This window comes from Stenotrophomonas maltophilia (assembly GCF_003970865.1).
Lineage (GTDB): Bacteria > Pseudomonadota > Gammaproteobacteria > Xanthomonadales > Xanthomonadaceae > Stenotrophomonas > Stenotrophomonas maltophilia_AR.
Map to the genome: position 1 here is coordinate 34,228 of NZ_RXLZ01000020.1, position 13,468 is coordinate 47,695.

The 13,468-nt window shown below is 67.4% G+C and carries 14 protein-coding genes and 1 riboswitch; of the genes, 7 read left to right on the forward strand and 7 right to left on the reverse strand.

Annotated features, from left to right (window positions below; all coding sequences use genetic code 11):
- Positions 1-34 precede the first annotated feature (34 nt).
- Together fabB and fabA are read right to left on the reverse strand one after the other, a co-directional pair.
- Entirely contained in the window at positions 35-1,243 is a 1,209-nt protein-coding gene (fabB, locus tag EKL94_RS08760) for a beta-ketoacyl-ACP synthase I (protein WP_014645811.1), read from the reverse strand.
- Complete coding sequence (gene fabA, locus EKL94_RS08765; protein WP_049480813.1) at positions 1,243-1,758, reverse strand: 3-hydroxyacyl-[acyl-carrier-protein] dehydratase FabA; 516 nt, start codon at positions 1,756-1,758, stop codon at positions 1,243-1,245. Before fabA ends, fabB begins: the two co-directional genes overlap by 1 nt.
- A 191-nt stretch (positions 1,759-1,949) precedes the next feature.
- Here fabA and dinB point away from each other — a divergent pair, with 191 nt between their 5' ends.
- A complete protein-coding gene (dinB, locus tag EKL94_RS08770; RefSeq protein WP_126928780.1) occupies positions 1,950-3,038 on the forward strand; it encodes a DNA polymerase IV in 1,089 nt (362 codons plus the stop codon).
- 319 nt (positions 3,039-3,357) lie between these two features.
- Here dinB and EKL94_RS08780 read toward each other — a convergent pair whose 3' ends face one another.
- Together EKL94_RS08780 and EKL94_RS08785 are read right to left on the reverse strand one after the other, a co-directional pair.
- On the reverse strand, positions 3,358-4,272 hold the full coding sequence (locus EKL94_RS08780) for an MBL fold metallo-hydrolase (protein ID WP_126928781.1): 915 nt from the start codon (positions 4,270-4,272) through the stop codon (positions 3,358-3,360).
- Between the two features lie 91 nt (positions 4,273-4,363).
- Positions 4,364-5,002, reverse strand: a complete 639-nt coding sequence (locus tag EKL94_RS08785; protein WP_126928782.1) for an NAD(P)-dependent oxidoreductase — start codon at positions 5,000-5,002, stop codon at positions 4,364-4,366.
- Between the two features lie 108 nt (positions 5,003-5,110).
- Here EKL94_RS08785 and EKL94_RS08790 point away from each other — a divergent pair, with 108 nt between their 5' ends.
- From EKL94_RS08790 to gph, 3 genes are all read left to right on the forward strand, one after another.
- Complete coding sequence (locus EKL94_RS08790; RefSeq protein WP_126928783.1) at positions 5,111-6,040, forward strand: LysR family transcriptional regulator; 930 nt, start codon at positions 5,111-5,113, stop codon at positions 6,038-6,040.
- The gene (locus tag EKL94_RS08795) at positions 6,037-6,828 is read left to right on the forward strand and encodes a class I SAM-dependent methyltransferase (protein ID WP_126928784.1); all 792 of its coding nucleotides are present in this window, start codon (positions 6,037-6,039) and stop codon (positions 6,826-6,828) included. Before EKL94_RS08790 ends, EKL94_RS08795 begins: the two co-directional genes overlap by 4 nt.
- 64 nt (positions 6,829-6,892) lie before the next feature.
- Entirely contained in the window at positions 6,893-7,549 is a 657-nt protein-coding gene (gph, locus tag EKL94_RS08800) for a phosphoglycolate phosphatase (protein ID WP_126928785.1), read from the forward strand.
- A gap of 122 nt (positions 7,550-7,671) precedes the next feature.
- Here the strand turns inward: gph and btuB are convergent, their stop codons facing one another.
- The gene (gene btuB / locus EKL94_RS08805; protein WP_126928786.1) at positions 7,672-9,516 is read right to left on the reverse strand and encodes a TonB-dependent vitamin B12 receptor; all 1,845 of its coding nucleotides are present in this window, start codon (positions 9,514-9,516) and stop codon (positions 7,672-7,674) included.
- 115 nt (positions 9,517-9,631) lie between these two features.
- Positions 9,632-9,854: riboswitch (cobalamin riboswitch) on the reverse strand.
- Positions 9,855-9,915: 61 nt separating this feature from the next.
- Between btuB and EKL94_RS08810 the strand changes: the two genes are divergently transcribed.
- The gene (locus EKL94_RS08810) at positions 9,916-11,043 is read left to right on the forward strand and encodes an acyltransferase family protein (protein ID WP_126928787.1); all 1,128 of its coding nucleotides are present in this window, start codon (positions 9,916-9,918) and stop codon (positions 11,041-11,043) included.
- 127 nt (positions 11,044-11,170) lie between these two features.
- Entirely contained in the window at positions 11,171-11,749 is a 579-nt protein-coding gene (locus tag EKL94_RS08815; RefSeq protein WP_126928788.1) for a histidine phosphatase family protein, read from the forward strand.
- A 91-nt stretch (positions 11,750-11,840) separates the two neighbouring features.
- On the opposite strand, the gene EKL94_RS08820 is transcribed toward EKL94_RS08815, so the two are convergent.
- Both EKL94_RS08820 and EKL94_RS08825 read right to left on the reverse strand, forming a co-directional pair.
- Positions 11,841-12,203, reverse strand: a complete 363-nt coding sequence (locus tag EKL94_RS08820; RefSeq protein ID WP_126928789.1) for a TfoX/Sxy family protein — start codon at positions 12,201-12,203, stop codon at positions 11,841-11,843.
- Complete coding sequence (locus tag EKL94_RS08825) at positions 12,200-12,682, reverse strand: free L-methionine (R)-S-oxide reductase MsrC (protein ID WP_005407940.1); 483 nt, start codon at positions 12,680-12,682, stop codon at positions 12,200-12,202. The genes EKL94_RS08820 and EKL94_RS08825 overlap by 4 nt, the downstream gene beginning before the upstream one ends.
- A 68-nt stretch (positions 12,683-12,750) precedes the next feature.
- Between EKL94_RS08825 and bioD the strand changes: the two genes are divergently transcribed.
- Positions 12,751-13,434, forward strand: a complete 684-nt coding sequence (bioD, locus tag EKL94_RS08830) for a dethiobiotin synthase (protein ID WP_126928790.1) — start codon at positions 12,751-12,753, stop codon at positions 13,432-13,434.
- The last annotated feature ends 34 nt before the right edge of the window (positions 13,435-13,468 follow it).

Sequence of the window (13,468 nt, forward strand, 5' to 3'; positions counted from 1 at the left end):
GGGTGCCGACCGTTGGTCGGCACACCTGCCCCCATCACACCCGCCCGAACACCAGCGCGGCGTTGGTGCCGCCGAAGCCGAAGCTGTTGGACATCACCGTATCCAGCTTCTGCTCGCGGCTTTCGCGCAGGATCGGGAAGCTCTCCACCTTCGGGTCCAGCTCGCCGATGTTGGCCGAACCGGCAACGAAGCCATCGCGCATCATCAGCAGGCAGTAGATCGCCTCGTGCACGCTGGCCGCACCCAGCGAATGGCCGGACAACGCCTTGGTCGAGGACAGCGGCGGCACCGCATCGCCGAACACTTCGCGGATCGCATTGAGCTCGGTGACGTCGCCCAGCGGCGTGGAGGTGCCGTGGGTGTTGAGGTAGTCCAGCGGGCGATCGACGCCCTGCAGCGCCATCTTCATGCAGCGCACCGCGCCTTCACCGGACGGGGCGACCATGTCGGCGCCGTCGGAGGTCACGCCATAGCCGATCAGCTCGGCATGGATGTGCGCGCCGCGCGCAACGGCGTGGTCGTAGTCCTCCAGCACCAGCATGCCGCCACCACCGGCGATGACGAAGCCGTCGCGGTCCTTGTCGTACGGACGCGAGGCGCTGGCCGGGGTCTCGTTGAAGCTGGTCGACAGCGCACCCATCGCATCGAACATCACGCTCATCGACCAGTGCAGGTCTTCGCCGCCACCGGCGAACATGATGTCCTGCGCGCCATGGCGGATCATGTCCGCCGCCGCGCCGATGCAGTGCGCCGAGGTCGCGCAGGCGGCCGACAGCGAGTAGCTGACGCCCTTGATCTGGTAGGCGGTGGCCAGGCAGGCAGAGACCGTCGAGCACATCGTGCGCGGCACCATGTACGGGCCGACCTTGCGCACACCACGTTCGCGCAGCAGGTCGACCGCGCCGATCTGCCATTCGCTGGAGCCGCCGCCGGAACCGGCGATCAGGCCGGTGCGCAGGTTGCTGACCTGCTCGGGGCTGAGCCCGGCATCGGCGATGGCATCGCGCATGGACAGGTAGGCAAAGGCCGCCGCATCGCTCATGAAGCGCTTCTGCTTGCGGTCGATCAGCGCCTCCAGGTCGAGGTCGACACGACCGCCGACCTGGCTGCGCAGGCCCGCTTCGGCGTGGTCGGCCAGGGCGGTGATGCCCGAGCGGCCTTCGCGCAGTGCGGCCGAAACGGTATCCAGATCATTGCCGAGGCAGGACGTGATGCCCATGCCGGTGATGACGACGCGACGCATCAGAAGCTCCCGGTTTCAGTGAACAGGCCGACGCGCAGATCGCGCGCGCTGTAGATTTCGCGGTCATCCACGTACATGCGGGCATCCGACTGGGCCATCACCAGCTTGCGGTTGATGACACGGCTGATGTCGATCTCGTAGCGCACCAGCTTGGCCTCCGGCAGTACCTGGCCGGTGAACTTCACCTCGCCGCAGCCCAGTGCGCGGCCCTTGCCGGGGGCGCCCAGCCAGGTCAGGAAGAAGCCGGTCAGCTGCCACATGGCATCCAGGCCGAGGCAGCCGGGCATCACCGGGTCGCCGATGAAGTGGCAGCCGAAGAACCACAGGTCCGGGCGGATATCCAGTTCGGCGCGTACCATGCCCTTGCCATGCGGTCCGCCGTCCTCGCGGATGTCGGTGATGCGGTCGAACATCAGCATCGGATCGTTGGGCAAACGGCCGGCGGCGGCGCCGAACAGTTCACCGCGTGCGCTGGCCAGCAGCTGTTCGCGGTTGAACGCGTGGAGACGGGTCATGAAGCACAATCCTGGAAGCGGGGAAACAGGGAAACAAGCGCTCGAGGATGCCCGTGGAAACTGCGCCGATCAAACATTTCAACCGTACGCAACCGTAGTGTTTTCAATGGAATACGCGCATCCTGTTGATGTGCAAAGACCATACTTCGGCGTGTGGCCCATTCGGCACGCCCCCGCCCTTTCCGCCTGACATGACCCGACTGCGCAAGATCATCCACGTCGACATGGACGCGTTCTACGCGTCGGTGGAGCAGCGCGACGATCCGTCACTGCGCGGCAAGCCGGTGGTTGTGGCATGGCGCGGCGCCCGCTCGGTCGTATGCGCGGCGTCCTACGAGGCGCGCGTGTTCGGCGTGCGTTCGGCGATGCCCGCCGTGCGTGCCGAGCGCCTGTGCCCGGACGCGATCTTCGTGCCGCCGGACTTCGCACGTTACAAGGCGGTGTCACAGCAGGTACGCGCGATCTTCCTGCGCCACACCGACCTGGTCGAGCCGTTGTCGCTGGACGAGGCGTACCTGGATGTGACCGAGCCGAAAAGCGGCATCGAACTGGCCACCGACATCGCCCGTACCATCCGCACGCAGATCCGCGAGGAAACGAACCTGACTGCTTCAGCCGGGATCGCGCCGAACAAGTTCCTGGCCAAGATCGCTTCGGACTGGCGCAAGCCCGATGGCCAGTTCGTGATTCCGCCGCAGCGCGTGGATGCCTTCCTGCTGCCGCTGCCGGTGAACCGGGTGCCCGGCGTCGGCAAGGTGATGGAAGGCAAGCTGGCCGCGCGCGGCATCGTCACCTGCGGCGACCTGCGGCAGTGGGCCTTGATCGATCTGGAAGAGGCGTTCGGCAGTTTCGGCCGCAGCCTGTACAACCGCGCACGCGGCATCGACGAGCGGCCGGTGGAACCGGACCAGCAGGTGCAGTCGATTTCCTCGGAGGACACCTTCGCCGAAGACCTGCCGCTGGAAGACCTGGGCGAGGCGATCGTGCAGCTGGCGGAGAAGACCTGGAATGCCACGCGCAAGACCGAACGCGTTGGCCACACCGTGGTGCTGAAACTGAAGACCGCGCAGTTCCGCATTCTCACCCGCAGCTTCACCCCGGAGCGCCCGCCGGAATCGATGGAAGAACTGCGTGACATCGCACTGGCCCTGCGCGCCCGCGTCGACCTGCCGGCGGAGACCCGCTACCGCCTGGTCGGCGTCGGCCTTGGTGGCTTCCGCGAGAAGGAACCGGTGGTGCAGGGCGAATTGTTCGAGCACACCCAGACCGATCGCTCCTGATCGTTCATCCACGCATGGCGTGGATCTACGTGTCGACCAAGGTCGACACCCACCAAGAGCAGGTCATTCCATCCCGACAGGTTGCGCAGACATGCCACCCAGGCAGATCGCAGAGAACTGTCGAAGGCGGGGTGGGTCCAGTTGCGGGGGCGTGAGCGCCATGGATGGCGCGATCGAGCCTCCATGGACGGATTCACGGCGTCCCCCGCAACCGGACCCACCTCGCCATCCCACGGATAGCCAGCTGTTGCTGTTGCTTCGGCTGTTGCCGTTGCATTGAGCAGGTGCAGGGCGCAGACCTGCAAAAGCCCCCCCTACCTCATGGCCACTGCATCTCGCCCTTGGCCACCTTCGCACTCAGCTCCAGCGATGCCACGCCGTCCAGCTTCGGATAGCGCGCCTGCATCGCTTTCACCAGCGCCGCACTGTCCTTGGCCTTTGCCGTCTCGGCATCGAACGCCCGGATGTAGTCCGCGGTGAAGCGCAGCGCACTGGCATCCAGCGCCGCACCCGGCGCGTAGTGCCCCGGCACCACCACCTTCGGCTTCAGCGCCTGCAGCCGCTGCAGGGTCTGCAGCCAGTCGGCGTGCGACTTCGGCGTCTGCGTGTCGGCCATCCACACGTGTTCACCGGCCATCACCGGAATACCGCCGACGATCGCGCGCAGCGACGGCACCCACAGCACCGTGCGGTCCGGGGTCGGGCCATCCAGGCCGATCAGCGGCAGGCGCTGGCCTTCCAGCTGCAGGGCATCACCGTCCAGCACCTGCGGCACCACGATGCGTGCCGGCACGTCGGCACCCATTTTTGGCCCCCAGTAGGCCAGCTTGCCGGCCTGGGTCTGCTGGATGTGGGCGACGGTCTGCGCGGTGGCGACGATGCGCGCCTGCGGGAAGGCGTCCTGCAGGGTAGCCAGGCCGAAGTAGTAATCCGGATCGCCGTGGCTGATGTAGATGGTGGTCAGCTGCTTGCCGCTGGCGCGGATCAGTTCGACCAGCTTGCGCGCGTCGCTGGCACCAAACTGCGCATTGACCAGGATCGCGTCGTGGCGGCCTTCGATCAGTACCGAGGACACCGAGAACATCGCCTGCGGGCCGGGATGGAAGGTCTGCAGGTGCAGCTGGGATTTCGTTGCCGTGGCCGGCGCCGGGGAGGAGGCCGGTGCAGCCAGCAACGGAGCGCTGGCGAAGCTGGCGGCCAGGGCGAGCGGAAGCAGCAGGGTAGCGGTACGCATGGGAATGTCCTTGTGTAGAGCCGAGCCATGCCCGGCGGCATGTTTGCGTAGAGCCGAGCGTGGGCCTGGCTCTACAGAACAGGCGTGTCGATCAATACGCGGCCGTGATGATCTGCTTCGGATACGCATGCGCTTCCAGCTCGGCGACGAACGCCGCGCCGTAGTCGGCATAGCTGATGCGGCTGTGGCCGCTGGCATCGGCGAGGAAGGCCTTGGGCTGCACGCGGTACTGGCCGCGCTCTTCACCCGGGCCGATTTCGGCGGCCGGCGAGAAGAAGGTCCAGTCCAGGTCGTCCACTGCCTGCAGGCGGTTGAACGCCTCACGGTGGGCCAGCGCGTATGGCTTGTAGGCCTCCGGGAAGGTGGGGGTATCGACCAGCTGCACGCCGGGCGCCACTTCCAGGCTGCCGGCACCACCGACCACCACCAGGCGGGGCACGCCGGCCTTGCGTGCGGCGGCAGCCAGCTGCGCAGCGACCTCGCCGACGCGGCCGATGTCATCGCCCGGGCGCGGGCCGTAGGCACTGGCCAGCACGTCGTGGCCGGCGATGGCGGCAACCAGCGCGTCCTGGTCATCCAGCGAAGCGATCACCGGGTGGGCGCCGGCCAGTTCAGCCGGAAGGTCCTGCGCGCTGCGCACGATGACAGTGAGTTCGTGGCCGTGGGCCAGCGCGTGGCGGGTGATCTGGCGGCCGATGTTGCCGGTGGAACCAACGAGGGCGATCTTCATGGCAGGACTCCGTGGGGCGGTGTGGGCTGGGAATAGGGCCACTCTAGGTTGCTGCAGTTGATCGAAAAACAGCGTATAACGCGCTTGTTTGTTGCATGGATCGAGCATATGGACCGATTGACCGCCATGACCGTGTTCGTCGAGGTCGCCGAGCGCGGCAGCCTCACTGCCGCCGCCGAGGTGCTGGACATGTCACGGGCGATGGTCAGCCGCTACCTGGCCGAGGTCGAGGGCTGGCTGGGTGCGCGCCTGCTGCACCGGACCACGCGCCGGATCAGCCTGACCGGCCCCGGTGAGGCGGCGCTGGCGCGCTTCCGGCAGATGCTGGCGATCGGCGAAGAACTGCAGGGCGAGCTGGCCATTGATGATCCCGAGCCGCACGGCACGCTGCGGGTGACCGCCAGCGTCTCATTCGGGCAGAGTCACCTGGCACGGGCCGTGGCCGGCTTCGTCGCGCGCCACCCGGCGGCACGCATCGAGCTGCTGCTGGTCGACCGCACGGTGAACCTGGTGGAGGAGCGGGTGGACCTGGCCGTGCGCATCGCGCGCCAGATCGACCCCAGCCTGATCGCGCGGCGGCTGGCCACCTGCCGCTCGGTGCTGTGCGCGACGCCGTCGTACCTGCAGGCGCGCGGCACGCCGACCGCCCCCGAGCACCTGGCCGCGCACAACTGCCTGACCCACCATTACGTCGGCAAGAGCCTGTGGCAGCTGCACCGCGATGGGCGTTCGCTGTCGGTGGCGGTGGGCGGCAACATCAGCGCCAACGAGGCCTCGCTGCTACTGGAGGCGGTGCGCGCCGGTGCCGGTATCGCCATGCTGCCGACCTACCAGGTGGCGCCGCTGCTGCGCAGTGGCGAGCTGATCGAACTGCTGCCCGAATTCAGCCTGGACGAACTCGGCATTCATGCCGTGTACGCGTCACGGCGCCAGCAGCCCGCTATCATGCGGCGATTCCTGGATTTCCTGGGCGAGTGTTTCGCCAGCCCGGCCTTCCAGGATCTGGATTGGCGCCCACCGGGCAAGGAGAACACATGAACCATGGACAGGCCTTGATCGACCACAACCGTGCTGCCTGGGACCGCCAGGCCAGCGAAGTGCGCGAATGGTCGCGCCCGGTGGAAAGTTCAACGATTGCCGCCGCGCGCGAAGGCCGCTGGCAGGTGCACCTGACGCCCCGTGCGTTGCCACTGGACTGGATGGGTGATGTGCGCGGCCGTCGCATCCTGTGCCTGGCCTCGGGCGGTGGACAGCAGGCGCCGGTGCTGGCGGCGGCCGGGGCAGACGTCACCGTGTTCGACCTGTCCGACGGGCAGCTGGAACAGGACCGCAGGGTCGCCGCGCGCGATGGCCTGCAGCTGCGCACCGTGCAGGGTGACATGCGCGATCTGCACGTGTTCGCCAACGACAGTTTCGATGTGGTGTTCCACCCGATCTCGAACCTGTATGTGCCTGATGTGCGCCCGGTGTGGGCCGAATGCCGCCGCGTGCTGGCACGCGATGGCATGCTGATGGCCAGCTTCTACAACCCGGTGCTGTTCGTTGGTGCGCGCGATCCGCAGCTGGATGCACAGGGCCTGATCCGGCCGCAGTACGCCATTCCCTATTCGGACCTGGAAGACCTGCCGCCGGCCGAGCGCGAGGCGAAGCTGGCACGGGGCGACGCACTGACCTTCGGCCACAGCCTGACCGAACTGATCGGTGGCCAGCTGGATGCCGGCTTCATCATCGATCGCTTCATGGAAGACTGGCAGCCGCAGCCGCGTTTCCTGATCGACCGCTATCTGCCCACCTTCCTGGCTACCCGCGCGCGCCGGATCGGCTGAGGCGGATCGGCGCAAAAAACAGCGGCGTACAATGGACGGCCCCACGTCATGCAGGTGCCGTCCCTTGTCGTATCCCTATCCGCTGGTCGTGTTCGACCTTGATGGCACGCTGGTCGACAGCGCAGCTGATATCGCCGAAGCGCTGAACCGCACGCTGGAGCACATCGGTGTGGCACGCGTGCCGGAGACCACGGTGCTCGGTTGGATCGGCGACGGTGTGCGCCGCCTGGTCGAACAGGCCGTGCATGTGGCCGGCCGCGAGATCGACCTGGCCGAAGTGATGCCGGTATTCATGGTGCACTATCGCGAATGCCTGCTGCGCAGCCCGCGTCTGTTCGATGGCGTGGCTGAAGCGCTGGCGCAACTGCGTGCACGCAACGTGCCGCTGGCGATCTGCACCAACAAGCCCGAAGCGCTGGTACCGCCGCTGCTGCAGCACCTGGGCATTGGTGATGCGTTCGCGCTGATACTGGGCGGCGATTCGCTGCCGCAGCGCAAGCCCAGTGGTGAACCGCTGCGGCACATCGCCGCGCACTTCGGGCTGCCGGTGGACGCCTGCCTGATGGTCGGTGATTCGGTGACCGACTACCGTGCCGCCGAAGATGCCGGCATGCCAATCGCGCTGGTGCGTTACGGCTACCCGCGCGGCCTGGACCTGGCCACCGCGCATGCGGTGGCGGTGATCGACGACCTGCGTGAGTTGCCGGGGTTGCAGGACTGATGCAACGGATAACCCCGGGCCGGCGCAATGGGTAGTGCCGGCCGCTGGCCGGCAACCCCGGGGACGTTGCCGAAGGTCATGATGTTGCCGGCCAGCGGCCGCCACTACCATGACCGTTGCGGTCACTTCGGCTGGTAACGCACGCTCAGCTGGTACTCGCGGCCGGGCTGGTTGAACCATGCCACCGTTTCGTAGCGACGGTCGAACACGTTGGCGGCGCGCGCCAGCAGCGACCACTCCGGCGTCAGCGCGTACTCGGCGCGCAGGTCCAGCGTGCCGTAGCCACCAACCTTCACCGAGTTGCTGGCGTTGTCATAGCGCTTGCCCGCACCCTGCACAGTCAGGCCGGCGCGGAAATCGCCGAAGCGGCGGTCGATGTCCAGGCGCGCGGTCTGCTGTGCACGGCGCGGCAGCCAGTTGTCGAACTGGGTGCTGCCGTGGGTGCGGTTGCGCGGGTCGGTGTAGCTCAGCTGCGCGTTGATGTCGAAGCCGGCCAACAGCACGCCACCGGTCAGCTCGGCGCCACGGATACGCGCCTTCTCCACCTGCTGCATTTTCATCGTGGACGCATCGTAGGTGATCAGGTCATCGATGCGGGTTTCGTACACATCCAGGCCCCAATGCCAACCCTGACCCTGCTGCGAAACGCCGAGGTTGGCGCTCTTGGACTTTTCCGGGTTCAACGTCGACACGCCGCTCCACAGGTCGTACAGGTCGCTGAAGGTGGGTGCCTTGAAGGCCGTGCCGTAGCTGGCATTGACGCGCAGACCATGCTCCAGCTGCATCGCCCAGCCGAGGCTACCGGTGGCGTGGTTGCCGAACTGCTGGTTGTCGTCGTTGCGGGCACTGACCTGCAGCTGGTGGCGGCCGAAGCGGCCCTGGTACTGCACGAACACGCCGGTATTGCGGCGGCTGTCGACGAGATACCCGGCGCTGCTGCCATCCAGGTTGTCTTCGCTCCAATCCACGCCTGCACTCAGCAGTTGACCCTCGGCCACGCCGAAGTCGCCCTGCAGCGAGGCGCTGTCACGATGGGTCTGGGCGCTGCCGAACACCCCCGGTGCGCCGAAGTTGTCCGACTCGTTGTCGCTGCGGCCGACGTTGGCAGTGAATGCCAGGCGTTCGGACGGGGTGTAGCGCACCTTGCCGGCCAGCACCTGCTGGCGGGTCTCCGAGTAGTTGTAGTAACCGTCGTAGTGGTTCTTGCCGTCGGCGCGCAATGCGCTGCCTTCCACGGTCCACTGGTCGTTGAAGCTGTAGCCGCCGCGCAGGCTCTTGGACAGGTTGCGGTAGCCGTCGCGGTCGTGCTCGTCGGCAAAGCAGCCCGCGGTGAACACCGAGGCGGAGCCGCGGCAGGCATCGATGCCGTCAGAATGCTGGTAGGCGATATCCGCACCGAACCAGCCGCGTTCGCTGCCACCACCAATGCCGCCGCTGGCTTCGCGCAGCCCGTTGCTGCCGCCGCCGAGCTGGAAGTGCGGAGCGAAATCGCCCTGGTTGCGCCGGGTGAAAATCTGGATCACGCCACCGAGGGCGTCGGCGCCGTACAGGCTCGATTGCGGGCCGCGTACGATTTCCACGCGCTCGATCTGCGCCAGCGGCAGGTCCTGGTACATGGCCAGGCCGAGGTCGGCACTGTTGATGCGCACGCCATCAACCAGCACCACCGTGTGGCCCGAGTTGGTGCCGCGCAGGAACAGCGAGCTCTGCTTGCCGAGGCCGCCGGCATTGGTCAGGTTGATGCCGGCGCGGCCGCGCAGCAGCTCCTGCAGCGAAGTGGCCTGGCTGGATTCGATCTGCGCGCGGTCGATCACCTGGGCCGGCGCGATGCTGTCCTGCAGGGCAATCGGGGTGCGGGTGGCGGTAACCAGGATCTGGTCGAGCGCGGTGGTGTCATCGGCGGCCTGGGCCAGCGCGGGCAGGGCGGCCAGCACGGCCAGGGACAGCATTCGGGACTGCAGCTTCATGGGGGACTCCAGGTGCCACGCACGCCCGCGTGGCGAAGGGGAGGAGCCGCGAAGGCAGGCATGCGCCGACGCCGCAGCGCAGGCTGCGGTCATCCAGCGCCATGCCCACCGCATCGCGACCTGAGGCTTCCGGGCCGGTCTCCGGGCTTGCCGCCGGGTGGCGCGAGGCCACCGTCCAGGCGCCTTCCCATGCCTGCGGCACAGTGGCGTTGTTGCCTGGAACTGACGTGCTTACCGTTGCGGGGGCAGCGCCGGCCTGGCGTGGAATCACGCGTCACCGGCTTCCCGTTTCAACCTGCCGGCTGTGGCCGCAGGTCACCTGGAAGTGCGCGCAGTCTACGGCATCGCAGGCTGGTAGAGTGAGCAGCGTCGCACGCGCTTCTGGTTGGAACCTGGAACATGATTGCAAAGGATCGCCTGCAGTTCCTCGATTCGCTTCGGGGCCTGGCTGCCGTCTACGTTGTGTTGTTTCACGTGCAGTCGATGCCGACGCCGACGCTGTCTGTCGCGGGCTGGTTGTTGCCCGCCCTGCAGCTGGGGGCCACGGGTGTCGCACTGTTTTTTGTGATCAGCGCGTTCTCCCTGTGCTATACCCAGCCTCGTCACAGAGCCAGCGGCCGGCCGTTGCTGAGTTTCTACCTGCACCGCTTCCTGCGCATCGCACCGCTCTTCTATCTGCTGCTGGCGTTCTCGATCTTCCGCGATGGCCGTGGCAGCCATGCCGGCCACCCGTGGGCCGAAATTGTTGCGAACGCCACATTCACATTCAACCTGTTCCCCGGCTGGGAGCAGGGCATTGTATGGGCCAGCTGGGCGGTTGGCGTGGAGATGCTGTTCTACCTCATCTTCCCGGCGCTGTACCTGCTGGTAGATGACGGACGCCGGGCCTGGATGCTCCTCTTGTCCCTGCTGGGCCTGGCGGCGTTGGCCGGGACAGGTACGCTGGGTGCACGCGCGGAGGCTTCGCTGGGCGGCTATGGCTGGCTGACGCACGCGCCGGTGTTCGCTATGGGGTTGGTGGCGTTCCACGCGTACAACGCAATCTCGCAGCTGCCACCGGCGCGGGCGCGGTTGTGGGGAATGGCACTGAACATGGCCGGTGTCCTCCTGCTGTTGCTGGTCATGGCTGGAATCGCAGGTGGCTGGAGCGGGGCAGGACAATGGCAGCTGGCCGGGCTGGGCTATCTGGCGTTGCTGTTGGGTTGCTCGCAATGCCCGCCGCGTTTGCTCGTCAACCGGGCGACGGCCTGGTTGGGTACGGTGAGCTACTCGCTCTACCTGGGGCATCCCATTGTGATCGCTGTGCTGGGGCCGGCGCTTCGCCGGCTGTTGGCGGTCGTTGGAGATGGGACAACCGGCTATCTGCTGTGCGCTGCGCTAGTACTGGCAGTCGCAATGCCGTTGGCTGCGCTGGGGCATCGCTGCATCGAAGCACCGATGATCCGGCTGGGCAAACGCTTGATGGCATCGCTGTCCGCATCACGTGCAGGGTCCTCTCCCAGGCAGGCTGAGGGCGGCCCACGCTAGAATGACGCGCCCCACTACGGGGACGCTGTCCAGAAGTGGTGTTCATGATGTTGCTTCAAACGTCGATTTTTCCTGCGCCGCGCGTGATGCAGTCGCCGGCAAGCTCGTTGTATAGGGTTGCACTGCCATGATCCTCGACCTGGTCCGCCATGCCGGCAACGGTCGCGATGAGTTCCTCGATGGCCGCAGTGATCCACCGCAGCTGGCCCGCCTGCCGCAGGAACTGGTCGACGCCTACGCCTCGCGGCCCTGGGAACGGGTGATCAGTTCGCCACGGCTGCGCTCGCTGCACACGGCGATGGCCCTGGCCACCCCCCGTGGGCTGGACGTGGAAGCGGATGAGGAATGGGAAGAGCTGGATTTCGGTGATTGGGACGGGCAGTCGCTGTTCGACCTGCCGGAGGATGCACTGGCGGCCTTCCATGCCGATCCGCACGCGTTCCCGCCACCGAATGGCGAGAGCTGGGGCCACTTCGAGCGGCGCATCGCGCGCGCGCTGGATCGCCTGCTCGATGATGACGATCCGGTGCCGACGCTGGTGGTCAGCCATGGCGGCCCGCTGCGCATGGTGCTGTCCCAGGTCTGCGGCCTGCCGATGTCGCTGTGCTGGGCCCTGCGCATCGACCACGGCACGCGCCTGCGGGTGTGGCTGGAGCGGGGTGAGGTCGGGCTGGTGGGCGAGCTGCTGGAGCTGCAGCAGCCCTGAGCGCACTCGCCGGGCATGGCCCGGCGCTACCGATCCCGCATCACAATGGTAGTGCCGGCCGCCGGCCGGCATCCCCAGGAACGCGGAGGCCTCAATCCTCGTCCGCGCGCTCGGCCACGCTGTGCTCAGCGTCATCGTCAGCATCGAAGCGCTGCTCATGCACCGGGCCCGACGCCGGGCCGGCCGCCTTCAGCGGATGCGCGGCAATGCGCGCTTCGTAATCCTGCACCAGCGCCTCGCGCTGCGGCTCGCTCAGTTCCTGCCAGTGGCAGTCCAACAGTGCGCCTTCCAGCGAGTACAGCAGGTTCAGGCTGGGCTTGAAGCCGGCGCGCTTGACCTTCACGAAGGCGCCGACTGCGCCGGTCGCAACCAGGTCTTCGCGGCTGCGCAGGCCGACCTGGCGCAGCCACGCCGCACTCTTGGGGCCGATGTTGCGCAGCTTCGGTGCGCTCATCCCAGCGCCTCGACGAACACGCGGGCGATGGCTTCCAGGCCAGCCTGGTCGTCGGCATCGAAGCGGCCGACCTTCGGGCTGTCGATGTCGAACACGCCGATCAGTTCATCGCCGCGCAGCAGCGGCACCACCAGTTCCGAGCGCGAGGCCGAATCGCAGGCGATGTGGCCGGGGAAGGCATCGACGTCCTCCACGCGCTGGGTCACGCGTTGGCTGGCGGCGGCACCGCACACGCCCTTGTCCAGCGGAATGCGCACGCAGGCCGGCAGGCCCTGGAACGGGCCGACCACCAGCTCCTTGCCGTCGTACAGGTAGAAGCCCACCCAGTTCAGGTCGGGCAGGGCGTGGTAGACCAGTGCCGAGAGGTTGGCCGCGTTGGCGATGCGGTCGGACTCTGCGTAGACCAGGCCACGGGCCTGTTCCAGCAGCTGGGCGTATTGTTCCGGCTTGCTGCCGGTGAGCGAGGCATTGGCGAACATGCCCGCAGTCTAGCAAGCGCGCCGGGCCGGCGATAATGCACGCTCTGTTGCCCCGTTGGAGCCCTTCGATGCCGTTGCCAGCCACGCTGCCGCCCGCCCTGTTCGTCACCGGCACCGATACCGAGATCGGCAAGACCGCGGCCAGCACCGCGCTGCTGCATGCACTGCGCCGGCGCGGCCTGCGCGCGGTGGGCATGAAGCCGGTGGCCAGCGGCAGCGAGGATCTGGGCCAGGGCCTGCGCAACGAAGACGCATTGGCGCTGCAGGCGGCCAGCTGGCCGGTGCCGGACTATGCCGATCTGAACCCGTATGCGCTGCGCCAGCCGCTGGCACCAGAGCTGGCGGCGGCCGAGGATGGCGTGCAGGTGGAGCTGGCGCTGATCGTGGCTGCGTTCGAGCGCCTGCGTGCGCAGGCCGATGTCGTGGTGGTGGAGGGGGTTGGCGGTTGGCTGGCACCGGTCTCGGCCACGCTCGACCAGCTCGACCTGGTGCGCGCATTGCGGCTGCCGGTGCTGCTGGTGGTGGGCATGCGGCTGGGCTGCGTCAACCATGCGCGACTGACCGCGCAGTCGCTGCAGGCCAGTGACGTGGAGTGCCTGGGCTGGATCGGCAACCACATCGACCCGGCGATGCAGCGCCAGGATGAGAACATCGCAACGCTGCAGCAGCGCCTGCCGATGCCGTGCTGGGGGCGACTGCCGTATCTGCCGGGAGCGGATGGCGAAGCGCTGAGCGCGCACCTGCTCGATTGATCCTGGGTAGTGCCGGCCGCTGGCCGGCAACTGC

Excerpts from the sequence above, each read along its gene's own strand:
- fabB (WP_014645811.1), bottom strand. The coding sequence starts at position 1,243 with ATGCGTCGCGTCGTCATCACCGGCATGGGCATCACGTCCTGCCTCGGC.
- fabA (WP_049480813.1), bottom strand. The coding sequence starts at position 1,758 with ATGACCCGTCTCCACGCGTTCAACCGCGAACAGCTGCTGGCCAGCGCA.
- dinB (WP_126928780.1), top strand. The coding sequence starts at position 1,950 with ATGACCCGACTGCGCAAGATCATCCACGTCGACATGGACGCGTTCTAC.
- EKL94_RS08780 (WP_126928781.1), bottom strand. The coding sequence starts at position 4,272 with ATGCGTACCGCTACCCTGCTGCTTCCGCTCGCCCTGGCCGCCAGCTTC.
- EKL94_RS08785 (WP_126928782.1), bottom strand. The coding sequence starts at position 5,002 with ATGAAGATCGCCCTCGTTGGTTCCACCGGCAACATCGGCCGCCAGATC.
- EKL94_RS08790 (WP_126928783.1), top strand. The coding sequence starts at position 5,111 with ATGGACCGATTGACCGCCATGACCGTGTTCGTCGAGGTCGCCGAGCGC.
- EKL94_RS08795 (WP_126928784.1), top strand. The coding sequence starts at position 6,037 with ATGAACCATGGACAGGCCTTGATCGACCACAACCGTGCTGCCTGGGAC.
- btuB (WP_126928786.1), bottom strand. The coding sequence starts at position 9,516 with ATGAAGCTGCAGTCCCGAATGCTGTCCCTGGCCGTGCTGGCCGCCCTG.
- EKL94_RS08810 (WP_126928787.1), top strand. The coding sequence starts at position 9,916 with ATGATTGCAAAGGATCGCCTGCAGTTCCTCGATTCGCTTCGGGGCCTG.
- EKL94_RS08815 (WP_126928788.1), top strand. The coding sequence starts at position 11,171 with ATGATCCTCGACCTGGTCCGCCATGCCGGCAACGGTCGCGATGAGTTC.
- EKL94_RS08820 (WP_126928789.1), bottom strand. The coding sequence starts at position 12,203 with ATGAGCGCACCGAAGCTGCGCAACATCGGCCCCAAGAGTGCGGCGTGG.
- EKL94_RS08825 (WP_005407940.1), bottom strand. The coding sequence starts at position 12,682 with ATGTTCGCCAATGCCTCGCTCACCGGCAGCAAGCCGGAACAATACGCC.
- bioD (WP_126928790.1), top strand. The coding sequence starts at position 12,751 with ATGCCGTTGCCAGCCACGCTGCCGCCCGCCCTGTTCGTCACCGGCACC.